General features: G+C 43.7%; 19 protein-coding genes. 9 read left to right on the top strand and 10 right to left on the bottom strand.

The genetic code is table 11. From position 1 onward, the window contains the following. Nucleotides 1-15 precede the first annotated feature (15 nt). The 3 genes from HWQ39_RS28695 to HWQ39_RS28685 form a co-directional block, all read right to left on the bottom strand. Nucleotides 16-372, bottom strand: a complete 357-nt coding sequence (locus tag HWQ39_RS28695; protein WP_292853041.1) for a hypothetical protein — start codon at nucleotides 370-372, stop codon at nucleotides 16-18. 705 nt (nucleotides 373-1,077) lie between these two features. Continuing rightward, nucleotides 1,078-1,848, bottom strand: coding sequence for a biotin/lipoate A/B protein ligase family protein (locus tag HWQ39_RS28690; RefSeq protein ID WP_292853038.1), 771 nt, complete (start codon nucleotides 1,846-1,848; stop codon nucleotides 1,078-1,080). Between the two features lie 147 nt (nucleotides 1,849-1,995). Then, complete coding sequence (locus HWQ39_RS28685; RefSeq protein ID WP_292853035.1) at nucleotides 1,996-3,390, bottom strand: TldD/PmbA family protein; 1,395 nt, start codon at nucleotides 3,388-3,390, stop codon at nucleotides 1,996-1,998. A gap of 369 nt (nucleotides 3,391-3,759) precedes the next feature. Between HWQ39_RS28685 and HWQ39_RS28680 the strand changes: the two genes are divergently transcribed. Together HWQ39_RS28680 and rpsU are read left to right on the top strand one after the other, a co-directional pair. Further along, a complete protein-coding gene (locus tag HWQ39_RS28680; RefSeq protein ID WP_292853032.1) occupies nucleotides 3,760-4,083 on the top strand; it encodes an RNA-binding protein in 324 nt (107 codons plus the stop codon). Nucleotides 4,084-4,367: 284 nt separating this feature from the next. Next, nucleotides 4,368-4,559 (top strand): 30S ribosomal protein S21, encoded by a 192-nt coding sequence (rpsU, locus tag HWQ39_RS28675; protein WP_069073774.1) that lies wholly within the window; start codon nucleotides 4,368-4,370, stop codon nucleotides 4,557-4,559. A gap of 248 nt (nucleotides 4,560-4,807) precedes the next feature. On the opposite strand, the gene HWQ39_RS28670 is transcribed toward rpsU, so the two are convergent. From HWQ39_RS28670 to HWQ39_RS28655, 4 genes are all read right to left on the bottom strand, one after another. Continuing rightward, nucleotides 4,808-6,130 carry a response regulator gene (locus HWQ39_RS28670; RefSeq protein ID WP_292853029.1) on the bottom strand — a complete coding sequence of 441 codons (1,323 nt, stop codon included), beginning with the start codon at nucleotides 6,128-6,130 and terminating at the stop codon, nucleotides 4,808-4,810. Continuing rightward, nucleotides 6,127-9,042 (bottom strand): CHASE2 domain-containing protein, encoded by a 2,916-nt coding sequence (locus HWQ39_RS28665; RefSeq protein ID WP_292853026.1) that lies wholly within the window; start codon nucleotides 9,040-9,042, stop codon nucleotides 6,127-6,129. The genes HWQ39_RS28670 and HWQ39_RS28665 overlap by 4 nt, the downstream gene beginning before the upstream one ends. Before the next feature lie 180 nt (nucleotides 9,043-9,222). Further along, on the bottom strand, nucleotides 9,223-10,140 hold the full coding sequence (locus HWQ39_RS28660; RefSeq protein WP_292853023.1) for a DUF928 domain-containing protein: 918 nt from the start codon (nucleotides 10,138-10,140) through the stop codon (nucleotides 9,223-9,225). A 283-nt stretch (nucleotides 10,141-10,423) separates the two neighbouring features. Beyond that, on the bottom strand, nucleotides 10,424-12,973 hold the full coding sequence (locus HWQ39_RS28655; protein ID WP_292853020.1) for a CHAT domain-containing protein: 2,550 nt from the start codon (nucleotides 12,971-12,973) through the stop codon (nucleotides 10,424-10,426). A gap of 112 nt (nucleotides 12,974-13,085) precedes the next feature. Between HWQ39_RS28655 and HWQ39_RS28650 the strand changes: the two genes are divergently transcribed. Next, nucleotides 13,086-13,229 carry a hypothetical protein gene (locus HWQ39_RS28650; RefSeq protein ID WP_292853017.1) on the top strand — a complete coding sequence of 48 codons (144 nt, stop codon included), beginning with the start codon at nucleotides 13,086-13,088 and terminating at the stop codon, nucleotides 13,227-13,229. 101 nt (nucleotides 13,230-13,330) lie between these two features. After that, nucleotides 13,331-14,005 carry a Uma2 family endonuclease gene (locus tag HWQ39_RS28645; RefSeq protein WP_292853015.1) on the top strand — a complete coding sequence of 225 codons (675 nt, stop codon included), beginning with the start codon at nucleotides 13,331-13,333 and terminating at the stop codon, nucleotides 14,003-14,005. Between the two features lie 10 nt (nucleotides 14,006-14,015). Here the strand turns inward: HWQ39_RS28645 and HWQ39_RS28640 are convergent, their stop codons facing one another. Next, entirely contained in the window at nucleotides 14,016-16,502 is a 2,487-nt protein-coding gene (locus tag HWQ39_RS28640; RefSeq protein WP_292853012.1) for an S-layer family protein, read from the bottom strand. Nucleotides 16,503-16,789: 287 nt separating this feature from the next. On the opposite strand from HWQ39_RS28640, the gene HWQ39_RS28635 reads away from it, so the two are divergent. Next, nucleotides 16,790-18,421, top strand: a complete 1,632-nt coding sequence (locus tag HWQ39_RS28635) for an alpha-D-glucose phosphate-specific phosphoglucomutase (protein ID WP_292853009.1) — start codon at nucleotides 16,790-16,792, stop codon at nucleotides 18,419-18,421. Between the two features lie 458 nt (nucleotides 18,422-18,879). Here HWQ39_RS28635 and HWQ39_RS28630 read toward each other — a convergent pair whose 3' ends face one another. Beyond that, a complete protein-coding gene (locus HWQ39_RS28630; protein WP_292853006.1) occupies nucleotides 18,880-19,272 on the bottom strand; it encodes a peptidoglycan-binding domain-containing protein in 393 nt (130 codons plus the stop codon). A gap of 215 nt (nucleotides 19,273-19,487) precedes the next feature. Between HWQ39_RS28630 and HWQ39_RS28625 the strand changes: the two genes are divergently transcribed. From HWQ39_RS28625 to HWQ39_RS28610, 4 genes are all read left to right on the top strand, one after another. Continuing rightward, entirely contained in the window at nucleotides 19,488-20,162 is a 675-nt protein-coding gene (locus tag HWQ39_RS28625) for a nucleotidyltransferase family protein (protein ID WP_292853003.1), read from the top strand. Nucleotides 20,163-20,738: 576 nt separating this feature from the next. Next, nucleotides 20,739-22,187, top strand: a complete 1,449-nt coding sequence (locus HWQ39_RS28620; RefSeq protein WP_292853000.1) for an AAA-like domain-containing protein — start codon at nucleotides 20,739-20,741, stop codon at nucleotides 22,185-22,187. 5 nt (nucleotides 22,188-22,192) lie between these two features. Continuing rightward, on the top strand, nucleotides 22,193-23,767 hold the full coding sequence (locus HWQ39_RS28615) for an AAA-like domain-containing protein (protein ID WP_292852998.1): 1,575 nt from the start codon (nucleotides 22,193-22,195) through the stop codon (nucleotides 23,765-23,767). A 383-nt stretch (nucleotides 23,768-24,150) separates the two neighbouring features. Further along, a complete protein-coding gene (locus HWQ39_RS28610) occupies nucleotides 24,151-24,753 on the top strand; it encodes a thioredoxin family protein (RefSeq protein ID WP_292852996.1) in 603 nt (200 codons plus the stop codon). Nucleotides 24,754-24,940: 187 nt separating this feature from the next. On the opposite strand, the gene HWQ39_RS28605 is transcribed toward HWQ39_RS28610, so the two are convergent. Beyond that, on the bottom strand, nucleotides 24,941-25,836 hold an 896-nt coding region (locus tag HWQ39_RS28605; RefSeq protein WP_292852993.1), incomplete at its 5' end, for a cytochrome P450.

The raw sequence follows: 25,836 nt of genomic DNA, 5'->3' as shown, positions 1-25,836 counted from the left end.
TGCTGATTTCTGCAATTAATTTTCCAGGACTTGCTTAATTCGTCGTTCTAACAAATCAAGATCCAAACTGCCTTCATCACGGTTAATTCGGCGCACAGTCGAATTAACATTACTTAAATTTACCAATAAATCTTGAAGAATTTCCTGCTGCTGACGGGCTTGGGTAACTTCGCGTGGTTCCTGTACTAAATCACGCACGATGGTATCTTCAGCACGAGAGGCAATAATTGGATCGTTTTGCCCTTGAACGTGAACAAAGGTTCGTCGCCCTGGGCCTCGCTCCTCTTCTATTGGTATAACTGCTGTCACTTGGTCAGAACGCACATATTTACCAAATCCCAAATGCACTAGCTCTGATGAGAGTATTTTCATATAGTTGAAGCGTTATTTTTATGTCTTACTTATATTATAAAATCTAGAAAAGTGACTTGAAGCCATAGAGCATACGGGTTATACCCAATTCAAGGTAGTAGTTTCCTTTCCCAATCGCTGCTTGATATCTCTATGTCAATCACACTATTTTTGCCAGCTTTCGGGCTTGTTTTGGGGTTTCACTAAGCTCAGTAAGCTCAAGTTTTAGGTTCCATTGCTTACTTTGGCTTGTTAAGTACAGCATTTCATTAATTCGTAGCGAATTAAATTTGGCAATTTCTTGCAATGCTAATGCGTCGGGCTGCATTGTTAATGCGTTTCCTTACAATGCTAATGCGTCGGGCTGCATTGTTAATGCGTTTCCTTACAATGCCAATGCATCGGGATGCATTGTTAATGCGTTTCCTTACAATGCCAATGCGTCGGGATGCATTGTTAATGCGTTCCCTTACAATGCCAATGCATCGGGATGCATTCTAACAGTTATCTTTCTGGGAGTTTGATTGTAAATAATACCTGCTTCAAGTTGTAAATTTATTAGTAGCATCTTTCTACACTGGCAGGATATTTAATCTTGCTCTGATTCAATGTCCTCATCTGCAATCGCTCTCAATGGTGTGATTACTCCAAAAAAAACTTTGGCTTTCTACGTGTTTCTTACATAACCTCAAGTTTCGGAATAGGGGATACCTGCGGTGAGATACATTAACGCACTTCATAAAGCGATCGCAATTTGAGGATATCCTGCCATTCGAGATCGGTGAATGGTTGGGTAACTAGTTCTATGCCAAAGTACTGTTTTGCCTTCTCTGTCAATGTCTCCACAATCTTTGCAATCCAGCCATCCTCTTCCTGTGTATTGCAAAGTGAGGTATTCCACGGAGCAGGTTGTTCAAAGATTTCCTCAAATAAACCTTTGTCTGTAGATAAAATCATCGAGCCGTGCTGAAGAATGGTATTTCTTCCCTTGCGTTGGGCACTACCAATAAATTTACTTCCATCGGCAGTAACTAAGTCAGCTGCGGTTGCTGTATTGAAGCAACTGGGATTGTGAATGTAACCCCGTCCAGCAGAACCATAATTTAACTCAATACCCAAGCTTTGCCAGCCTTGGATTAAAAAGTTACAAATTTTTTCATAATTACCCCAGCTTTTTCCAGTACTAGCTGAGGTAATTAGGGTGTAGCTTAAGTCTCCTTGGTGGAGAACAGCTCTACCTCCTGTTGGACGACGAACTAGATCGAGTGTCTGTCCTTGGTAGATTAGATTATGCCACTGGGGAGGCCATTGTTTTTGCAGATGTCCCAAAGAGAGAGCATAAGGACACCAGGTATAAAAACGCAGGGTAGGCGGATGCTGCCCCTTTTCATATTGGTTGAACAACCAAGCATCGATCGCCATTTGCACTGCTCCTGATGTCTGAAGCATTGGGACGAAACGCCAGGTGGATGGTGATTCGGTTGCTAGTTGTTTCATCTGTTTCGGACTCTGGAAAAATATTGAAGAAGAATTCAGAAGCGGAGACGGAGACGGAGACGCTCGGTAGCGAAGCGGTTTGATTTTTTTACTAATTGCCGTAACTTTACTGCGATACCCAGTATTTTGGGTATCGCGGCAGATAGTTCACGTTTCCCCACCAACCACTACATCTCGAATTCGGAGACTAGGGCCACCACAACCTACCGATAAGCCGTTTTGTCCTCCCTTACCACAACCGCCGGATTCATCCCAGTAAAAATCATCACCAAGAGCCTCAATATCTGCTAACGTTTGGAATACGTTTCCTGAAAGCGTTACATCCCGCACTGGTTCAGCAATTTTGCCGTTCCTAATCATCCATGCTTCCCCAGCGCTAAAGGTAAACATTTCCCCATTCGTCATCCCACCTAACCAATTACGGGCATACACTCCTTCTTTGATATCAGTAAATAAATCTGCAACTGGTGTTTTACCCCGTTCAATCCAGGTATTTGTCATCCGCACAATAGGAGTAAAGTGATAGTTGAGACAGCGAGCGTTACCCGTAGGCGCTTCCTCCAATTTGCCAGCAGTTTCACGAGAATGTAAACGTCCAACTAAAACCCCATCTTTTATTAGTTGAGTAGTAGTAGCAGGTGTGCCCTCATCGTCGTAAAAATAGCTACCGCGATGTCCCTCTGGAGCCGCGCCATCAAAAATTTGGAGTTCTTCTGGGCCAAACCGCCGTCCGATGGTCATAACTTCCAGCAGATCGGGGTTTTCGTAAGCCATATCAGCCTCAGAAAGATGTCCAAAGGCTTCGTGGACGAATAAACCTGTGAGAATTGGGTCAATGACTACGGTGTAAGTATTGCCTTTCACCGATGGCAGAGATAAAGCAGCGATCGCTCTTTGAGCTGCACCTTTTACCTGTTCATCCAAATCAGTTAAATCTTCGTAAGCTTTGCGAGAGCCAGTAGTTTCTCGTCCCGTTTGCACAGTTTCGCCATTTCTGGCGGTGGCGGCAAAGCGCATTTCCATATCCACCCAAGATTGCTCGATCAAAGTACCTTCTGAGGTAGCGATGATCACTTTTTGGGCGCTATCACCGTAACGTACTGAAGTAGTAGTAATCCGCCGATCAACACTTTTGAGCAATTGGGCATAGCGATCGCACAACTGTTTTTTTTGTGAAAGTGGGATATTTCGGGGATCTGAACCTTTTAGAGGGAGAATGCATACTGCTTGCACCGGGTCAATGGGTGCAAGTAAAGTTTCTTCATCACCAACCATCCGCGCAGCTGCGATCGCTTCTTCAATCCGATCTTGGATTGTCGCCAGTTGGTTAAAGCAGCTTAACCCCCATCCGCCTTTATAACAAGCGCGAATATGACCACCAATGGAGATGCCTTCACTGAGAGTTTCTACCTTGTCGCCACGCAACAAGATATCAGTCCCTTCTGCTTCTTCAAGGCGAATCATTAGATAATCTACACGCCCACTGTAGCGGGCGATGAGGTCAGAAAGTAAATTTTGAGCGTCAGCAAGTGTAGTCGGCATTTCCAGGTAGTCACAATGACGAACTGCATTTATTTTGCAATTATTTGGGGAATTTCTGCTAATTAATATTATGAGGGACTAGGGACGCAGAGCGAAAATTCCTCTTCTCTGAACCCTTTCCTCCTCTACACCTGTAACTCTTCCGACCCCATACCCAGCCCCCAAATCCTAAATCCCCAATCCCCAGTCCCAATTGCCAATCTTTAGCTACGGTGGGTAAGAACTAAATGATGTGCTAAGGTAATCATGTGAGAATAAAATTCGGTTGCAGTGTTTGTTTTTAGTATTGACAGGCTTTTTCCTTTTGGTCTTAACAAGCTTGTCTCCGAAATCTAAATCTCTACACACCTATGATTTTGGAGATAACGCATGTCAATTTATGTAGGTAATCTATCCTACGAGGTCACACAAGAAGACCTCAGTTCTGTTTTTGCCGAACACGGTACTGTAAAACGGGTTCAGTTACCTACTGACCGCGAAACAGGGCGTCCACGCGGCTTTGCTTTCGTAGAGATGGGCACAGAAGCAGAAGAAACAGCTGCCATTGATGCTCTCGATGGTGCTGAGTGGATGGGACGTGACCTTAAAGTGAATAAGGCTAAACCCAAAGAAGATAGAGGTGGTTCTTTTGGTGGTGGAAATCGCGGCAACAGTGGTGGCGGCGGTGGATACAACAGAAATAGTCGCTACTAAACTTTGAAGATCGCTTTAAGATCAAAAATTAAGTTTTAACGTCTTAAGGGCAGAATCATTATCTGCCCTTTTTGCACTCCGGTCTACTGGATGGCGTGGAGGAGGCAGGAAGCAGGAGGCAGAAAGCAGTCCTCATGAAACAAGTTTCAAAAGCCTTGAATGAAAGAATAACTGGGGACTGGGGACTAGGGATTGGTATTTTTACTCAGCACTCAACATTCAGCACTTTCAAAGCCTCCTGCCTTTCTTAATTATGCCCAGTACCAATTAAGTAGGAGATGAAAATGACACAAGTATTTGTGGGTGAAAATGAAGGAATTGAGTCAGCCTTGCGTCGATTTAAGAGGGAAGTTTCCAAAGCAGGTATTTTTCCAGACATGAGAAAGAATCGTCACTTTGAAACGCCTTTGGAAAAACACAAGCGCAAAGAAGTCGCAAGGCACAAACAACGCAAGAGAAATTTCCGTCGTAATTGATTTGATCATTAGCGATACTTACAGTGAGCTACGCTAACACACTGTCTCATTAGATTCTTAGCTGTCGAAAAGGCGATCGCTGTACTCCAAAGAAGAATCTAATGAGTAGGTTTTGACCTTCACAAAGCTTTCAGCTATCAGATATCTATCAAAATTATCCTAAATCTTTTTGAGTTCCTGCTGTTCTGCATCGGTGAGAATTTCCAGGGATTAGTTAGTTAGAAAATAATTTATAATTAATTTATAATTCAAAATTCATCATTATTCGGTAATATTGGCAAAGTAATAATAAACTTTGTCCCCTCGCCAGGTGTTGATAAGCAGTTGAATTGTCCATTGTGTTTATCCACAATAATTTGATAGCTGATCGCTAATCCTAGCCCGGTTCCCTTTCCTACGGGCTTAGTTGTGAAAGATTGCTCAAAAATTCGAGTTTGCACCTCATCAATCATACCTGGGCCGTTATCTTGGATACAAATTTTGACGGTTTGTTGCTGAGGATCAACCGATGTCGTAATGGTGATGATGTTTGGGCAACCAGCAATCTCTCGATCAGACTGGTTTTGATGGAGTTCATCAAATGCATCAATGGCATTGGCGATGATATTCATAAATACCTGGTTCAGTTGTCCAGGATAGCAGCTGATTGGAGGTAATTCACCATATTGTGTTATGACCTGGATTTTAGTGCGATCGCCTTTACCTTGGAGTCGATGTTTCAACAGCATTAAAGTGCTATCGATTCCTTCGTGAATCTGAAACTCCACCTGAGATGTAATATCTGCACGAGCAAAAGTTCTTAGGGAGAGGCTAATATCTTTAATCCGGGTAATTCCCTGGTGCATTGATGCCAGTAGTTTCGGTAGATCCTCTGCCAGATATTCTAAGTCGATTTCTTCAACAAGCTCTTGAATTTCCGGGTCTAGGTGCGATCGCTTCTGCTGTTGGAGGTTCACCAGACGAAGTAGATTATTTACATATTCTTCAATATAGGATAAATTTCCGCTCACAAAACCAATGGGATTATTAATCTCATGACCAATACCTGCAACCAACTGTCCAAGAGTGGACATTTTCTCACTCTGGATCATTTGTAGTTGGGTTTGTTGTAACTGTTGTAGAGATTGAGTTAATTCTGCGGTGCGTTCTTGCACACGTTCTTCTAATGTGCGAGTGAGATGGGAAATTTTTAGGTGTAATTTTAAACGGGCAATAACTTCTTCTTGTTGAAAAGGTTTCGTAATGTAGTCAACTGCACCAATTTCCAATCCCGCCACCTTGTCTGTAGAATCAGAGAGGGCAGTCATGAAAATCACCGGAATATTCTGAGTGATGGGATTAGTTTTCAGCCTGCGACAAGTTTCAAATCCATCTATACCTGCCATCATTACATCCAAGAGAATGAGATCGGGATGAGCATAAGCTGTTTGTTCGATCGCAGACTCTCCATCTGTTGCCATGAGGGCTTTCCAGCCACACCCCTGAATCGCTTCAGATAGCACCTTGAGATTGTTTGGATTATCATCCACCAACAAAATACGTATGGGTTTCGAGAGAGGAACAGCGATCATGGATGTGACTCCGTTGTGACAAATGATTTGAGGAACTTACGGATTTTTCCGGTTTGGAAATTGGCAGTAAGTCTGCTTAACTCTGCTGCGAAGGGGGCTAGCTGAGTGTTTTGTTCAATTAGTTCTTTCAACATTTCTTCGATCGCTGAGATATCCCCCATCATTGCCAGATGATAGAGTTGTTGCAAAACCTCCTGGGATGGTAGAACCCATTCACTATCAGTTATTTGCTCACTTTTTGGTTGAGATAAAGATTGGGCATATATCCACTCCACTTTCAACAGCGATCGCAGTCTATCAAGTAGTTCATCAATCTGGAGGGGTTTGGGCAAGAATGCTGTTGCCCCTGCCGCTAAACTCCGCTGGCGATTTTCCTCAAAAACGCTGGCACTAGAGACGATAATGGGAATAGAGCGAGTTTGCAGATTTTCTTGCAGGTGAACCATTAGCTCAAAACCATCCATATTGGGCATGGCTAAATCGAGCAAAATCACATCTGGATTGTGTTCAATTGCCATCTGTAACCCATGTTTGCCATCGGTCGCTTCTAGGGTTTGACAGCCAATTTCTTCCAGCAGACTGGTTAATATAGAACAGTGGTTGCGATCGTCATCGACAATGAGAATCTGAGGCGCACTACCCCGAATCCCGATAATTTTCTGGGGAGTTGGGGCGTAGGCGTTGCCCGTCGTAGACATCGCTTTTTCCTGCCAGTTATTTATGCCTAGCCCGTCGTAGGCATCGAGTGGTACTGATACTGTCAAATCTAGCCAAAACAGACTTCCTTCACCCAGGTGACTCTGCACCTGAATTTCACTCCCCATCAATGCCGCAATTCTTTGGCTAATTGCCAATCCCAAACCAGTACCTTCAGATCGCTGTCCGGCTTCACCAACTTGCTCAAAGGGCAAAAAGATTTTCTCTAGTTGGTCTGGTGACATTCCAATACCCGTATCTTCAATCTGAAAACGAATAATGGGGGTTGGGGATTGGAAAGAGGCAGAGGGGCAGGGGGCGGGGGGCGGAGGGGAAAATTCTCTCTTGCTCCCTACTCCCTGCTCCCTGCTCCCTTGCTTCTTCCCAGTTCCCTCATCCCCAGCCCCCAGTACCTCTACTTTAAACGTTACGCTACCGCTATCTGTAAATTTGATCGCATTGCCCAGCAAGTTAATTAATACTTGCCGCAGACGTTTTTCATCAACTTCAATGGTGAGTGGTAGGCGATCGCTAATTAAAACATGAAATCCAATCCCTTTCTGTTGGGCGCGGATACCACAAATCTCAGTTACACCATGTAAGAAATTGGGCAGATGCACACTAGTCACAACCAAATCCAATTTCCTCGCTTCTATCTTTGAGAGATCGAGAATGTCATTGATCAGCATCAAAAGGTGCGATCCGCATTGGTAGATAATGCTGACTCCTTCTAGGTTTTTAGCTGTCATGTTTGGCGATCCTTCTAGTACCTGGGCAAAACCAAGGATGCCATTGAGAGGTGTGCGTAGTTCGTGGCTCATATTGGCAAGAAACTCACTCTTAGCTTGATTGGCAGCATCGGCAGCAAGCTTTGCCTCAACTAATTCATGAGTTCGTTCTTCGACTTTCGTCTCTAGGGTTTTGGAATAATCCAATAGTTGACTGTTGGCAATTTCTAGTTGGCGATTTGTTTCTTCTAACTTCCGCTGTTTATAGGCATTAGTTGTTGCAATCACACTACCGAGAAAGGCGGCTAAGGTTGGTGTTACTGGAATTAAAACACCATATAAAAACATCCCATAGCCACCCCATATATAGGCTCCACTCATACCTACAGTTGCCCAAAGAATTTTGCCACCAGGAATCCGCAGCTTACTACTGGATAATAACCAACTGCCTGTAGAACCAATGACAGACGATAAAACAATCCAGAGTGATACAGAAATGCCAGACACACCGTGCAAACTGGCTTTTCCTGTTTTTGCTCCTCGTACTAGTTGATGAGCAATATTGGCATGAACAACCACACCTGGAGTCGGTTTTTGAGTAGAGATCCAGGAAGAGAAGGGTGTGCTGAAGAAATCATTAGTACTGGAGGCGATTGAGCCAATAAATACCATGCGATCGCGCATCAAATCTGCCGGAATTTTCCCTGCTAACACATCGCGCATCGCAACTGTCCGAAATGCTGCATCTGTTCCATGCCAATTGAGCAGAATTTGATAGCCTCCTAAATCGGCATCGGTATAACCTGCTTCTTGATTTTGCAGTGGTAAGTAAATTTCCTTACCCAACCGAAACTTTTGTTTTTTGGGATCAATGCTTTCTAAGCTAATTTTTTCAGCTTCGAGGTACTTCAGGGCTACCAGGGTTGCCAGTCCGGCTTTAATGGTGTTTTGCTCTTTGGCATCTTCAGCGGTGAGCAGCACACGACGCACAAAGCGATCGCCATCTAATACCAAATCGGCTAATCCTACCCGATCCTTTTTTTTCAATTCCGGTGGAGGATTGACGCGTTCACCGGTAATTTTCTCAACTCCGATTAAATTGGGAGTGTTGCGGAAGACTTGTACAAGTTGCTCATGTCCGCTTCCTTCTGGTAAATCTCGATAGAGATCCAAGCCAATGGCGCGGGGTTGCTGCGATCGGATTTTTTCAATTAATTGTGCCAGCGCCCAGTCTGGAATCGGCCATTTACGTACTGATTGGATATCGCGCTCATCGATTGTAACAATCACAATCTCATCAGCGTAGGCGTAGCCCGCCATAGGCATCGCTTGTGAAGATCGCTGACGAACCCATTCGTCACGAATTTTCCATTCCGGTAAATTAAAAAGTCCCAACGATTGCCCAACTATAACCGTTAAAGCAACGCTGGGAGTAATAATCAAAACGCTACGAGTACGTTGGATAAAAGCCTGGAATCTTCGCCACATATTGGGGATTGGGGACTAGGGATTGGGGACTGGGGAAGGTGGGGCCCCCTCTGGGATAAGGGGTAATGGGGATGAGGGCGCAGGAAGCAGGGAGCAAGAGAAAAGAGTTTTCCCCTCCGCCCCCCGCACCCCGCCCCTCTGCCTCTTTTCAATGCCCAATCCCCAATGCCTAAATTGGCATTAATTAGTAGATGCTAATAAGTTTGCTCTAACAATTTCCTTTAAACTTACTGAAGATAGAAGTTCTTCCCATTGTTTGCGGAGGGTTGCATTGCTAGGTTGGGAGGTGTATGCCGTTGCCAGTGTTGCCACACAGTCATACCAAACACCATTTTTACCGAAAGCAGTAGCTCGCTTCAAAGCATCTTGCTCTTGCATTGCAGTTGCCAACTCAGCACTGGGCTGGATACGCTGAACCCAACCATCGACGTAAGGCGTACTTGGGCTGAGTTGTCCATCTAGTTTGAGCGCTAGAAACCATTGATAGTTTTTACCAGCGACTAAAGCGGGTGCATTGGCTGGTAATTTGATCGCGATTATCCCAGTTTTCCCTGCAACTGGAATGTTCATCTGATACTGCATATTGCCAGCTTCATCCTTGAGGCTGAATACGGCTTCTTGGGCATTGGAAGTTGGGAGATATACCAGTATTGTGGGACGCTCGGACACTGTTGTGCCATAGAAGTTTTGAGGCAAGAGAGCGATTAGCGCTGCTGGTTCTGTTGTACTTACAGTTGATGAATTCAAGTAGTAATTACCAACGCGAGAAGCACCTCCTGTTGCTTGTTGGGGCGCACCCTTCCCAACGGCAGGCGTAAACAGGTTGCCGCGAGAAGCTCCTCCCGTTGCTTGTTGGGGCGCACCCTTCCCAACGGCAGGCGTAAACAGGTTGCCGCGAGAAGCTCCTCCCGTTGCTTGTTGAGGCGCACCCTTTCCAGCGGCAGGAGTAAACATATTACCCCTAGAAGCTCCTCCCGTTGCTTGACTAGGAGAGCCATTGTTGATCGGCGGGGTAAATGTAACAGCATGGGCGCTACATGTACTACAAGCAATCAGAGCGATGACGCTCAATATACTAGTTAAATATCGACGTTTCATGATGTTTTACCTCATATAATTGCAATTTGATATGCAATACGTTTCCTTTGACTATGACCAGAAACTAAATCCAAGCAACAGTCAAAAGATGTTGAATTTTGGATTTGTGTTACTCAGAAGGGGGAAAGTGCATAGCGGGATGTTAGTCCGGCATGAATCAAAAGAGTCTAAAGTCTCAAATTGGCACAGTCAAATTCGGGAACTTCTAGTATAGGCAAAAATTAGCGAAATCACTGTAAAAATAGTATGTATTTTCTGTAACATAATACGTGTTGTTACTTATTTAAATCCAGTTTCCAATCAAAACAAAGGCAGACCAAAAGAAGGGATCGTGGAAATCCGTTTGGCGGATTAGGCTAATTTGTGCTTGTCTTAGGGCTTCGGCTTTAGTGATTTTAGGCTGTCGCAGTTGGTCATAGAAGCGAGTCATAAGCATGGCGGCTGCCCGATCTTTAACGGGCCATAGGGTGGCGATAGTTGAGCGAGCGCCAGATTTGACAGCCAAGCCTGCTAGTCCCAGGACAGCGCGATCGTCTCCTGCTGCGGTATCACAGGCACTTAGTACCAGCAACTCGATGGCTTTCGATGGATCGCTACCCCGACTTTTCAGAAGTTCAGATAACTCTTTAACGTTGACTTCTCCATCCCAAGTTAGCAAAAAGGTATCTTCAAGGCGCGAACTAAACTGTCCGTGGGTTGCAAGGTGGACAATATCTGCGCTACTATACTTCACCCGTTCTGCAAGGGCTTGACTGGTAAATCCCTGATTTAGCAGCAGAGAGGAGGACATCGCCTTAGAGATTTGTTTCACTTCTGATTCCACAGCAGGTAAAGCACTAAAGCCTGCACGAGCTTGGCTAATGCCACCCACGATCGCAGTGATGTGATTTTGATGAAGCGATCGCGTCGTCATTAATTGCAATCCTGGTGAGAGGGCGACTGCATACTTCTCAATGAGATATTCTTTACCGTCATACAAAGCTGCTATGGGAATATTCCGCAACCGACCATCCAAAACAAACACCAATGTCTTAGTATCAATGAATGCTCCATCTACTTCTGCTGGACGAATCAACCAATCATAAATCTGTTGGGACAATCGATTCCGATCTTTGGAATCAGAGACAGGGTTGAGAGCAACCAAAAAGTTATCTAGAGTCTGCTGAATTTCAGTTTGAGATTTGTGAGTTACATAAGAACGGAGTGGTTGTCCGGCTTTCGAGAGGATTACTGTTAAACGATCTGGCAAGATGATGGGATAAACAACCGTTGCATTGGGATCAACTCGATCAATTTGTTCAGTTTTATCTAAACAAGCCTCTCGAAAAAAGTTATCGAGTTCGGCAATTTGGAGTGCCTCAATTAATTCACGAGCTTGCATTAGTGCTGCTTGACTCGGTTGATTGTCTAAAAGTAAATCAACCAATTCTCGGTAGATAGGTTCCACACTGCTGCGAAAAGAGAATTGGACATCAGGGTTGATAGCTACCAAATCCCCCCGCAGCGCCTTTAAAGCATTGACTGCTTCTGTATAGGCGGTAATTGCTTGGGAGCGATCGCCTTGTTGTTTATACAACTGTCCCATCTGCCAAGCAGATTGAGCAATGATATCGTTAGCTTGGAGTTGATGGGCAATATCGAGAGATTTCTGGGTTAACTCCTGTGCTTCAGATACCTGCTGTGTACGACGATAGAGTTTTCCCCACTGATGCAGCGTGTATGCTTGGGCTTGAGCATCTTGGATTTCTTGTGCAGACTGGAGTGTGACTGCCATCAGTTGCGCCAAATCTTTCAGGGGTAGGATTTGCTCAGGATTTGACTGGCGATTGAGAGTAGCCACAAAATTGATTGCGGCGTAGAGGGAGGTGTGACTGGGGGGTAGTTCCCGGAGTTGTTGGAGTAGTTGAGGTGCAAGCGGGATAGCAAATTCCGGTTTGTTGTAATCGAGAAAAAGTTTGAACTGAGCTAAACGTCCTTGTAAGCGATCGCTGGGATTTGTCGCTAAGAGTTGAGCCTGTTCAAAGTAATCTAATGCTGCTTCTGGATCTTGTAAGTTAACGGCAGTTTGGCCCAGGTTGAGAAGAATAGAACTTAACTGCGGTTGGGCTGAAATTTGGCGCGCGATCGCTAAACTTTGCTCTAAAACCAGTTTACTGTTACTAGAGTCGCCAATTATTTGCAGAGCTAGACCAAGCGATCGCAATCCGCTAATTTTGATTTCATTATCCGGCATCCCTTGGAGTTTTTGAGTCAGCACCTCTAATTGTTGTTTGGAACGACGGTAAAATCCCAAACTTTGTAAAGCTTGTGCCTGGTTGATTTGACTACCCAAGCTTCCGATTGTGTCGCCTGCTTGCTCATAAAATTTTTGAGCTTGTTGCCAATTTTCCAGAGCGGTTTCAGCTTTGCCAGTGTGCAATTGCAAATTTGCCTGGGTATTGAGTACCTGTGCCCAAAGAACAGCATCAGCAGAGGGAATGGAGGTTTGCAACAATTTCAGACTTTGCTCAATAGATTGTTGGGCTGCTGGCCATTGATTAAGTTCTTGTTGCGCTAGTGAAAGGTAACTCCAGCTTAGAGCTTCGTTCAGGCGATCGCCTTGGGTATGATACTGTTGTGCTGCCCTTTGCCAAATTGTCACAGCTTTTGTAAAGCGTCCTGAACGGTAGAGGTTCCGTCCCTGTTCTAGCCAATTGGTAGACTGGGGAGAAGAGATAACTGGGGTTGTTGCTGGTGGAAATGCTTTTACAGGTGTAATGTTCAATGCTAAACACAAACTTAAAATACTGAAGCTGACATATAGCCAACGAGTTTGTTTAATTCCAAAAGCCATAGATAATTACTTATTATTGAGCAGTTTGTTTCAAGATTAGTCACAGCACAAGTATTGATAAAATGACTATATTTATGTATAATTCCCAACTTATAATGCCAGCTATCAGTGAATGAGCGATAGCGTACAATTAAAATACTGTGTCATTCCGGGTTACAGCTATTTTCAGGTAAATAGACCACGCGGTAGAGGCACAGCAATGGTGCGCCCTTACGGTTTCGAGATGCACAGCGCGATCGCCCTTGGCGTCTCGTAGAGAGAAATACGAAGTCCATTTACTTGCCCATTAATTTTGAATTTTGTTAGCGTAGCGTTAGCGAGTCCGCGAGCGTCATTTTGAATTCGGAGCGAAGCGACATGACCACCTTCTTTCGCAGCAATGCAGATTTAGATTTCCCCGATAGCGACGGTAAACCAATGGCAGACAATACCGAACAATTTCGTTGGATCGTCCTAATTAAAGAAAATCTGGAAATTTTATTTGCTAACGAACCTAACGTGTTTGTAGCGGGAGATTTGCTCTGGTTCCCGGTAAAATCGCGCTTAATCTCACCAGTTGCACCGGATACAATGGTGGTGTTTGGTAGACCGAAGGGACGGCGCGGGTCTTACAAACAGTGGCAGGAAGACAATATTGCCCCACAAGTGGTATGGGAAATTCTCTCACCCAGCAACAATGCAAATGAGATGGAACGCAAGCTAGAGTTTTACCAAACTTATGGTGTGGAAGAATACTATCAGTATGACCCAGACCGCTACGAACTCAAAGGTTGGCGCCGTCTTGGTGAACAGTTACTACCAATTGCTCAGATCGATGGATGGACAAGTCCTCTGTTGGGAATTCGGTTTGCAGTGGGCAACCATGAACTGGTGATTTATCGACCAGATGGGCGGCAATTCTTGAGTTCAGTTGAGTTGGAGCAACGGGCTGAACAAGAACGTCAACGGGCTGAACAGGCGGAACAACAATTGCAGGATATGCAGGCGTTGCTTCAGCAGTATCGCGATCGCTTTGGGGAATTAGACCGTTAGCCGCAAAAAATTAACTCCTCTTAAGCGCAGCACAAGTTAATCGTTGTTGCACCTGACCAGAAGATTTATCTGCAATTAACTCAATATTCCCCTGGGCGTTGCGATGCCAAGTTGTAGCCTCAATGATAACCTCTGGTGATGAAGGTATTTGAGCATTGTTCTCACCCGTTTTCCGGTATGCAGAGAGATCGCGGATATCAGACCAAGTGCGATCGCTCATAACTTGTTGATTGGGATTTTGCGGCACACCACCCCGTCCCGTTGCCACAAAACGACTGCCTTGATTGCTGGCGCAGCCTGTGACAATTTGCTGCGATGGATCAATTACATTTACTGGCAGTTCTACTAAGCCAGAATTTGGATCGATCCCAATGCTATTGATTTGGACATTCCCATTCACACCTAACTGTGAACTCGCCGTAATATCATTGTCAGGGGTGAGTTGATCGCGGAATTTTAATCCAAAGATGCCTTGTGTGGTGATTTGGATATTACCACCCTTGCCTCGCACCGCATTGGCAATAATATCGCTATTTTCTGAGCCGGCGATGATGGGTACATTGATGCTAATATTACCCCCATTCCCTGAGCCGCCAGCTGTTGATGAAATCAGACTATTGTCCCGTAGAAACAACAGGCTGCTGGCGGACAATGCAATATTGCCACCATTGCCAGATTCCGTTTGTGCCTGGATAAACCCCCGATCCTTTAATTGGATGGTATCTGCATTGATGTTAATATTGCCACCATTTCCACTGCCTTGACTGGTGACACTGACTGTCCCGCTATCCGTCAGCGTTAACTTCGGTGTGGTAATGCTTACAGTACCAGCATTGGCTGTGAGTATATCTGGCAGACCAAATCGCTGCCGCAATAACGGATCGGGTCGGAGGGTGGAGGCGTTAATACTACTATTACTTGCCCGACCTTGACCACTGATGGCGATCGATTCAGTTGCATTGATGCTCAAATCTCCCCCATTTCCGACAAAAAATGCGGTGGCGGCAATTGCTCCCCCATCCAGAATTTGCAATTTGGCAGTATTCAGCGTCAAGGTTTTGGCACTTCCGGTCGCAAATGTAATTGAGCTAATGTTGCTATAAATTCCAGAGGGGCTTTCTCCAATCACTGTGGTGTTGGTGTTGCGAATCGTCACTTTACCAGTAGCAGCACTGCCAAAAGTAACCGAAGACAGTGAGGCACCGCTTGATATTAGTAGACTATTGCCATTGACGAAAACATCACCAGCATTTCCAGTGCCTAATGTGGCAGTATTAATGGTGGTAACGTTAGCAGGATTGATGGGTGAGAAGCCAGATAGATCGATCGCAGTTGCATTGATGTGAATATTTCCACTGGAAGCTTTTCCAAGGGTTGTGCTATTCAACCCTGCTCCCGACTTAAGGGTTAGCTGGGGAGTAACGACGCTAATATTCCCACTAGCTCCGATACCCAAAGCTTCACTACGTACCCCGCTTAAAATTGTGCCATCAGTTGTTGTACCAATCAAATCAATGGCTTCCGTAGCCTGAAAATGAATGTCACCGCCGGGGAGATTGCCGAAATTTTGCGCCAGCACCAGAGAGCCATCGGTAAATTGAATCTGCCTACCCTGAATTTGCACGGAGCCTGCATTCACCCCGCTGATATCTAATAGCGATCGCTGTGCCAGTTGAATATCGCCAAAGCTTTGTACATCGCCATATCCCAATGTATAACCTTGTACGGTTGGCATCAAGTTGACCAATCCTGCACCCCTTACACTACCCAATTCAACTCGCCCTCTTTCAGCGCTCAAGGTTGCCCCATTTAGATATAAGTCGCCACCCACTAAAGCTAGGGTATTTCCCAGCTGTACTTGCAGTTTTGTCGCACTGGGAATTCGAGCCAGGGGAGCCAGAGTCAGTCCACTATTATTGCTCAAGGAGTGTCCAGTGCCTTGAACGGTGATTGATGCGGGATTATTGCCCAGTTGCAACCCAATGGGAACATTGATACTCAACAGCGGGGAAGCTTGAGAATCAATGGCACTAAATTCAACCCCATTGGCAAATTTAATACTGTTGGCAGTTGTACCAATAAATGAACCGCCGATGTTCAGTTGGGCATTAGCTCCAAAAATTATCCCACTAGGGTTGATCAAGAACATACTAATAGGATTGTTGCTATTAATTGTCTGAATTAAGCCATCAATGTGAGATATATTACCGCCAGTCACACGGCTAAAGATGGTGGAAATGTTGGGCGTGTTCGTTAAATTAAAGGTAACTGAACCGCCAGTAGGAACCGAAAACTGCTGGAAACTGTGAAAAAGATTACTATTGGCGGCATTGCCGTTAGTAATGGTGAAGTTATTACCACTTTGAGAGACAGTAGTACTGAGGGTGTGATCAGATGTCACCTGAGCGATCGCGCAGCGACTCCAAAGGAGTATCGCAAGTAACAGTATTCCTTGAGTTAAGAACCCACTTGTGAATAAAAAAGCGATCGCTCTCATACCATAAATCCTACCCTTATCTTCTGGATATTAGAATTCCCAAAATAGTCATCTAGCTAGCACCCTTTGTCTAGAATCAAAATGCTGGGGTCAACACAGTACTTGAGAAGATAGCGCAGCGCTTCTCCCATCGGAGATGTTGCGCGAACCACGGACAGTATTCTTCCTGCCTCCTGCCTCTCTCTTTTTGAATTCGGTCAATGTCTAAAGCTTTAATGCGCGGCAATTTTTTTTGTAACAAACTTATGCAAAGCTGTAAGAGAAAAATGCCTTGTTAAAGATTATCTATGAGCATCCGTAAAGTCTCTACTACACCCTTAAGCGATCAAAAGCCTGGTACTTCTGGGCTGCGAAAAGCAGTTAAGGCTTTTCAGCAGCCCCACTACCTGGAAAATTTTGTCCAATCCATCTTCGATTCTGTCGGGGATTTGCGGGGACAAACCTTAGTTGTCGGTGGTGATGGGCGTTATTACAATCGCCCAGCCATTCAAATCATTTTGAAAATAGCGGCGGCTAATGGCATTGGGCGGATTAAAGTTGGTCAAAAGGGGATTTTGTCTACTCCTGCAACTTCCGCTATTATTCGCAAGTACCAAGCTATTGGCGGCATCATCTTGTCTGCTAGTCATAATCCGGGCGGGCCAAATGGTGACTTTGGTGTGAAATATAACATTAGTAACGGTGGCCCAGCACCGGAAAAGGTGACAGAAGCGATCTACGATCGCACTAAAGTAATTGATAGCTACCAAATTCTGGAAGCGCCAGATGTAGATATAGAAACCTTGGGTGAGTCACATTTGGGAGAGACGGTAATTGAGGTGATTGACTCCGTACATGATTATCAAGAATTAATGGAGTCGCTATTTGATTTCGATCGCATTCACCAGCTGTTAAGCGGAAATTTTCGGATTAGCATCGATGCCTTACATGCGGTGGCTGGCCCTTATGCCCATGCCATTTTCGAGCAACGTTTGGGCGCACCAGTGGGAACTGTGCAAAATGGTACACCTCTAGAAGACTTTGGGGGCGGACACCCTGACCCAAATCTGGTTTATGCCCATGATTTGGTGGATATTTTGTACGGCGAGAATGCGCCCGACTTTGGAGCAGCTTTTGATGGAGATGGCGATCGCAATATGATCTTAGGGCGTAAGTTCTTTGTCACTCCTAGCGATAGCCTCGCAGTGTTAGCCGCAAACGCCAAGCTAGTTCCTGGTTATAGTTCGGGTTTAGCAGGGGTAGCGCGATCGATGCCTACTAGTCAAGCAGTAGATCGAGTTGCGGCTCAAATTGGCATTGAATCTTATGAAACTCCCACTGGCTGGAAGTTTTTCGGCAATCTTTTAGACGCACGTAAAGCTACTCTTTGCGGTGAAGAAAGCTTTGGTACTGGCTCTAATCATATCCGCGAAAAAGATGGGCTATGGGCTGTTCTCTTTTGGCTGAATATCCTAGCAGTCCGGCAGCAATCTGTTGAGCAGATTGTACGGGAACACTGGCAGACTTATGGACGCAATTATTACTCCCGCCATGACTATGAAGAGATAGAGACAGCACCAGCCAATACCTTAATCGAAAGACTGCGTTCTTTACTACCAAACCTTAAAGGCAAGCAGTTCGGTAACTATCAAGTTGAATACAGTGATGACTTTAGTTATACCGACCCTGTTGATGGCAGTATTAGCGAAAAACAAGGTGTTCGCATTGGCTTTACCGATGGCTCCCGCATTGTGGTGCGACTTTCTGGTACTGGTACTCAAGGTGCGACTCTGAGAGTTTACCTAGAAAGCTACGAGCCAGATCCCGCCAAACATGACCTCGATCCACAGCAAGCACTTGCTCCTTTAATCACTATTGTTGAGGAGATAGCCCAGATCCGCGAATTGACAGGACGAGAACAGCCAACTGTAATCACCTAGTACCGCAAGGCGGAAGTCAAAAGTTAAAAGTCAACGAAAATCGGCGGGAATCCCGTCGAGGATTCGCGTTGGTGTAGGCCACTGTAGTTAGTACAATATTAAAATGCCTGCGGGTATATCGCAGGCATTTTAATATTGAGATAGAAAAAGCTGGGTTACTATTTTAAGGCTATGGCGGTTCCCACTCAAATGCGGTACAAAATTATATCGCAAGGTGTAGGGGCAATTCATGTAGACGTAAAGCAGCTTCCCGCAGGGTATTGCCCCTACGGATTTACCTCACGTGAATGAAAACCGCTGTAGAATTTATTCCTAGCCTTTTAGACATCTCCAGAAATTAAAGATGCGTTACCCAGAACCCTAGTAGAGACGTAGCAATGCTACGTCTCTACATTCTTTTTCGGAGATGTCTTTTGTGTTTAAGGTATTTCAGTAATGAGGATATTTAGTCAACCATTTTATTTAAGAGCTGCTAAAGTCCGGCGCCCAATTATTCCGTCTGCTCTTAATCCTTTAGACTTCTGAAATTTGATTACTGCTGCACGAGTCTTGTTATCAAACACACCACTCACACTTGCTGTATAGAATCCTTGCTGCTTTAAAGAATTCTGAGCAGTTTTTACTGTCTCTCCTCGACTACCTACTGTCAGAACATTACTACGCCTTGCTATAGTCCTGGACTTTTGCTTGGCAACAGCATTAGTTTTTTTAATCGTCTTTTTTTGCGGAGTACTTTGGGCGACGTAGGTAGCAGTAGCCGGATTTTGACTTTTATGATTGCTTAAAGAGAAAGCAGGCAAAGCAGTAGCTAGAGTTAGAGCAGGGAGTAAAGCAAGTACTTTCCAATTCATCTTCTTGTTCCTTCTAAACTATATGAAATTTTGCAATTTTGATTTGAAGAGTCATCTTCATAAGGGCCTGTGCCTGAAGTGATTCTCCTCGGTAGATTCTGGCGTGTGGGTTGAGTATAAGACTACTTCCGAAGCCAGAGCTATAGCATCACACGTCATGTTGACAAAGTTATTGCAAAATTGTGACAAAAGCATGACTAAATATATTAAAATTTATGTCGGACGAGGTTAAGCTCTTGATTTATGAGAATTTCCCTAAGCTGGATTTAGATACCCGATTTTTTGAAGAAGTCAGATACCTGAGTAGTAACTTTGCAATTGTTCTCGCAGCAGGTAAATCTACTCGTATGGGTACTTGTAAAACTTCACTCCCTTGGCATGAAGGTAAAACATTATTAACTTATCAACTAGAACAGTGGTTAAGTGTAGGTTTTACCCCTGTAGTAGTTTTAGGTTCACACAATAGCAATAAACAAAAAGATTTGCCTGATGGCAGTTTAGCTGTAATTAACTTTCATACCAATTTCGGTAAAACAACTTCTCTGCTCACAGGGTTGCAATATATTCCCCCACACTTTGAAGTCTTAGCAATTTCAGCAGTCGATCAACCTAGAAAATCAGATATTTACCAGAGATTACTATTAGCACACCAAGACAATTCAGCAGTGATTACCGCACCGACATATCAAGGTAAAATAGGACATCCATTGTTGTTTAGTAATGGGATGCGATCGCACTTACAAAATATCCGTGAAGAAAACTTAGGTTTACGCCAAATCATCAAAGAATTTTATCCAGTAATTCATCAAGTTAAATTTGATAATCCGGCTGTGCTATTAGACATTAATACACCGGAAGTATATCAGGAACACCTGCATAATCTAGGGTAGCAACATATTACTAACAAGATTCTCAATTTCTTAGCTTGACTTTATCAATTTTCTAACTCCTGCGGAGTCGTTGTAGGAACTCTTAGGCTAAAATCTAAGGTTGTTTCATACAACGAGAGAAAATTGAATTGGGGCTGGAGACTAGCGACTAGGAAGATAAATATGTGGATTAGCGAAGTCGTATCCTTCCTTAGAGAATAAGCTGTTGCGCCTGCAAATTGCATCACAAGCATGATTAGGCAAAACCTGTAAATCCTCTCCCTTGCTCCCTGCACCCTGCTCCCCTGCCGCCTCAATGTGCAAACTATAATCACAACAGCTTACTAGGCGTAGAGTCTTGGAAAGAAGCTTTAAAGAGATTTTTTACCCAGTGTCCAGTTCCCAACACCTGAGAATGTCGGCTTGAAATCAAATTAATACCAATTATAGCTATTTTTAAGTTAAGAAACTACGCACTAGGGGACAAATGAAAACTGCTGTAAATTTCTATGAGTGTTTAAATTTAAGAAAATAAGGAAAAAAATATAAATAATTCCGCTAAAGTTTTATTTAAAAGAAACTTTATGATTTTTACTAATGAATATAGAAGAAGCACTAGCAACTTTAGACACATTTCTTGAACATGGCTTAAGTGATGTTCAGGAAATAGTCTTTCGTAAAGCTTGGGAAGGACAAACTTATCCAGATATCGCCGAAAGCTGCGGTTATGATGCAAATTATATCAAAGATGTGGGTTCTAAGTTATGGAAGTTACTTTCACAAGCTTTTGGGGAGGAGGTAACAAAAAGTAATTTTCGGTCAGTTTTAAGACGGCGATCGCAAAGTGGAGTTTTGTTAGAAAAGCTACAAAGTGTGCCAGCAGTCTTGAGGCAGTCTCAGCAAATGAGCAGAGGGAAAAAGCCACTGGAGATTCTCTCTAATCATAGTGGGATATCAGGGTCTTTTTTGATTATGGGAAAGCAAGACAAGAGAAAAACTTCAGTTCTTAATCCCGACTCCTTAGAACTTCCTGGTGGTTCAGTACCGCTTAATTCCTCTTTCTACATCAAGCGTCCGCCAATTGAAGAACGCACATATACCGAAATCAAGAAACCTGGTAGCCTAATCAGAATCAAAGCCCCCGGTAAAATGGGAAAAACCTCTCTAATGCACAGAATTCTGACTCATGCTAAAAAAACTGGAGTACACACTGTACAGATCAGTTTACAAAGGGCAGATAGTCAAGTTTTCACTAGCTTAGAAAAATTCTTACGATGGTTTTGTGCTAACGTCAGTCGGCAGTTGAACCTAGAAATCAGACTAGATGATTATTGGGATGATGATATTGGCAGCAAAGTTAGCTGCACATTGTATTTACAGGAGTATTTGCTGGAGAAAATTGACGCTCCGATAGTCTTAGCTTTGGATGAAGTAAATCGAATTTTCGAGTATCCAGAAATCTCTCGCGACTTTCTCCCACTACTGCGCTCTTGGTATGAGGATGCTTCCGAATTAGAAATCTGGCAAAAACTTCGATTAGTAGTAGTTCATGCCACTGAAGCTTATATCCCGTTAGATATTAATCAATCCCCTTTCAATGTAGGGCTACCGATTAAGTTACCAGAATTTAGTTTAGAGCAAATGCAAGAATTGGCAGTACGTCATGAATTGGATTGGGCTAAAGGCGAGAAAGGATTGCAAAAGCTGGCTCCTCTACGAGCAATGATTGGTGGTCATCCCTATCTAGCTCGTCTGGCTCTTTACAACCTGGGATATCAAGCAATAACTCTAGAACAACTACTAGAAGAAGCTCCCACAATAGCAGGCATTTATAGCAACTATTTACGGCAGCATCTAACTAATCTCCAAGAACATCTTGAACTAGCGACAGCGCTCAAACGAGTAGTTACATCTCCAACCAGTGTGCAATTAGAAGCGATCGCAGCCTATAAATTAGAAAATATGGGTCTGGTAAAACTGGAAGGAAATCAGGCAATGCCTAGCTGTGAGTTATATCGGTTATATTTCCGAGAGCAATTAATCTAAATGCTATGAATAAGTATGAATATCAAATTGGTGGTAGTCTCAAAATTGATGCTCCTAGCTATGTAGAACGGCAGGCTGATATTGAACTTTATAATTATCTAATGAAAGGTGAATTTTGTTATGTATTTAGTTCCCGACAGATGGGAAAGTCTAGCTTGCGATTACAAATAAGACATCGATTAGAACAAGCAGGCTTCAGTTGTGCTTCTATCGACATGACTCGAATCGGCAATGGCAATATTACTCCTGCTCAGTGGTATAAAGGCATCGTAGTTGATTTATTAAGGAGCTTTAATCTATTTAACAAAGTTAATTTCAAAGCCTGGTGGGCAGAGCGAGAAGATTTACCTATATTACAGCGATTAAGCCAATTTATTGAAGATATTTTATTAGTGCAAATCCAGACTGAAAAAATATTTATTTTTGTTGATGAAATTGATAGCGTTTTAGGTTTGAATTTCCCTGTAGTCGATTTTTTTACCCTAATTCGCTCATGCTACAATCAACGAGCAGAAAACTCAGAATATAACCGCTTAACTTGGGCACTATTTGGAGTAGCAACACCTTCAGATTTGATTATCGATCGAAACTGTACTCCATTTAATATAGGTAAATCTATTGAACTGCACGGGTTTAATTTATCAGAAGTTCAGCCATTAGCAGCAGGTTTAGGTAGTAAAATAGCTAATCCGATGGCAGTTATTAAAGAAATTTTATCTTGGACAAATGGTCAGCCATTTCTCACTCAAAAGCTCTGTCAAATAGTGGTACAAGAAAGAAACTCTGGAAATAAGGATATTCAGGAACAAAGAAGTCTAGAAGTTGACGATCGTTATAAATTAGATAACCATTTACCAATTATTAATCAACATCTTATCAACTTTTTTTACCAATTTCCCTTGTTGATTTTAGAAAAATTAGTGCAAACGCATATTATAGAGAAATGGGAAGCAAAAGATGATCCAGAGCATTTAAAAACAATCCGCGATCGCTTGCTGAGAAATGAGCAACGTGCTGGAGGTTTGCTGGGATTGTACCAGCAAGTCTTACAAGGGATTCAGATAGCTTGTGATGATGGAGAAGAGGAAATAGAACTGCTGTTGTCGGGATTAGTAACCAAGCAGCAAGGGCAACTAAAAGTCAAGAACCGTATCTATGAAGAGGTTTTCAACCAAACTTGGGTAGAAAAACAATTAGCAAAATTACGACCCTACTCCCAAACATTAAATGCTTGGGTAGCCTCAGAATATCATGATAATTCGCGACTATTGCGCGGGAAAGCTTTACTTGAAGCTCTAGTTTGGTCACAAGGTAAAAGCTTGAGTGATTTGGATTATCAGTTTTTAGCTGCTAGCCAAGAGTTTGATCGGCGACAAGTTGAGACTTGGCTAGAAGCAGAACGAGCTAAAGAAGTTAAAGCTAGACTAGTTCAAGAGCAAAAAGTAGCTAGATTTCAAAGATTATTTTTTCTAGGCGCGTTAAGTTGGGCATTGATAGTTGTTTTAGGATTGGGGATGGTGAATTTTGAATATAAAAAGCATTGTCCAACGGTCTCAATCCCATTACTAAATCAACTGTGAAGGATGCAGGTGGTACATTTATAAATCAATTCAAAATTCAAAATTCAAAATTAAGGGTTAAACGTCCCGCTAACGGCTAATATTGGTCGCAATACGGTTTTGCCTCGTTCCTAGTCTCCCACTGGGAATGCTCGTCGTTGAGGCTCCCCCTCTCTTACTAGCGGCAGAGCCGCCAGGAGCAGCATTTCTAGCCGGAGGCTGGAAACGAGGTTTTAAAGGAGTTTCAGCTGAAGTTGACACCAATGCTTCCTATCTTCACCCTACTAAAAGTTGTTCGCGTAGCGTCTCGCAGAGAGGGTGGGGACTTTTGCGAAACGTTAAACAGTAGTTGGAGTCAGCTAAACTAAAGAGGAAATTGCCTAATAAGTTTTAATAATCCTGTTATGAGTACTGACTCACCTGTTAATTCTCCCGAAAAACCTGAATCCACGTTCGGAAAGCGTTTGAGAAACTTCTTAATTGTAATGGTAGCGATCGCACTTAGCGTTTGCCTCGTCTTAGGATTGCGAACTGAAATAACCTCGGCAACTCTAGCCAACTTAAGCGAGACTTCCACACCGTTGGAAGTAGCAATCAGTAACGGCAAACCATCTCTAGTAGAGTTTTATGCTGATTGGTGTACTGTCTGCCAGAAAATGGCACCAGATATCACTCAACTAGAAACAGAGTATGCTGACAAGATGAATTTTGTCATGCTGAATGTGGATAATACCAAGTGGCTGCCGGAAATGCTGAGATATCGGGTAGATGGGATTCCCCATTTTGTATTTTTGAGTCAGCAAGGAGAAACCATAGCCCAAGCCATCGGCGATCAACCCCGGACGATTATGGCTAGCAACTTAGAGGCTTTGGTTACTGGTTCGTCTCTCCCCTATGCTCAAGCTAGTGGCAAAGTTTCCAAGTTTTCAGCCCCAGTAGCACCAACTGCTAGTCAAGATGATCCCCGCAGTCATGGCAGCCAAGTGGTAAATGAAAATAATTCATGACAAGGAGTCAGGAGTCAGAATACCCCATGCCTAAAGTCAGGGGTTTCAAGCAAGGAAAATTTTTCTTTATCTCCACGATAGCGACGCGGAAAGCGAGTTATAACATTTTCCTCTAATAATTTCATCTACTAGACTTGCAACATCTTTCATGGTATATGCCTAGCTGGCGATCGCATTCTGAAACTTTCTAAACAAAACTAGTCTCTCGAACTACCTGATTTTGAAGACGCTTCCCCTTCACTACCATCTTCACACCACCTGCTGGACTAAATAGCAAGCCTTTACGTACTGGCTGCACTGGTTTACTATCAGCCAGTTCCATCTCCCACTGAGATAGCACTTTTGCCAACACTAGTTTCATCTCAAACAAGGCAAATGCCATTCCAATACAGCGACGGTTTCCGCCACCAAAGGGTAAATACTCATAAGGAGAAAATTGCCGTTCTAGAAAACGCTCCGGCTTAAATTGCTTCGACTGTGGATATAAATCTTCTCGATGATGGGTCAAATAAATAGAGGGATTGAGCAAAGTCCCAGGCTCAAAGTTGTATTCTCCAATTTGTAGCGGTGATTTGACCACTCGATTCAGTGCTGATACTGCTACTGGATAAAGACGTAGGGTTTCAGAACAGACAGCATCCAAATAAGGCAATCGGAAAATAGCGTTTGGATCTGGTTGTTCACCCAACTTATCTAGTTCTTGTAGCAGTTTTTCACGCACCTGTGGTACATGATGAATCCAGTACAGTGCCCATGATAAGGAAGTTGCAGTAGTTTCGTGACCCGCCACTAATAGGGTCATTAGCTCATCACGTAATTCCAAGTCTGTCATCGGCTCTCCCGCTTCATCACGAGCAGCCATCATCAAAGATAGAATATCAGTCCGAGATGGATCGGGTTGTGCTTTGCGTTCTTGAATCTGGGCGTAGATGAGTTGATCGATTTGCTGCCGTAAACGCAAGTATTTCCCCCAAGGACTCCACGCTCCTAAATCCCGTCGCATTGCTGGGAAAAGCAGCAGAACTGTTCTTACAGCAATTTTCAGGTAATTGAACCACAAACTACGGTAATGTAAAGAGATAG

The organism is Nostoc sp. NMS8 (assembly GCF_017115045.1).
GTDB lineage: Bacteria > Cyanobacteriota > Cyanobacteriia > Cyanobacteriales > Nostocaceae > Nostoc.
This window is presented reverse-complemented; position numbering and strand designations above follow the sequence as displayed.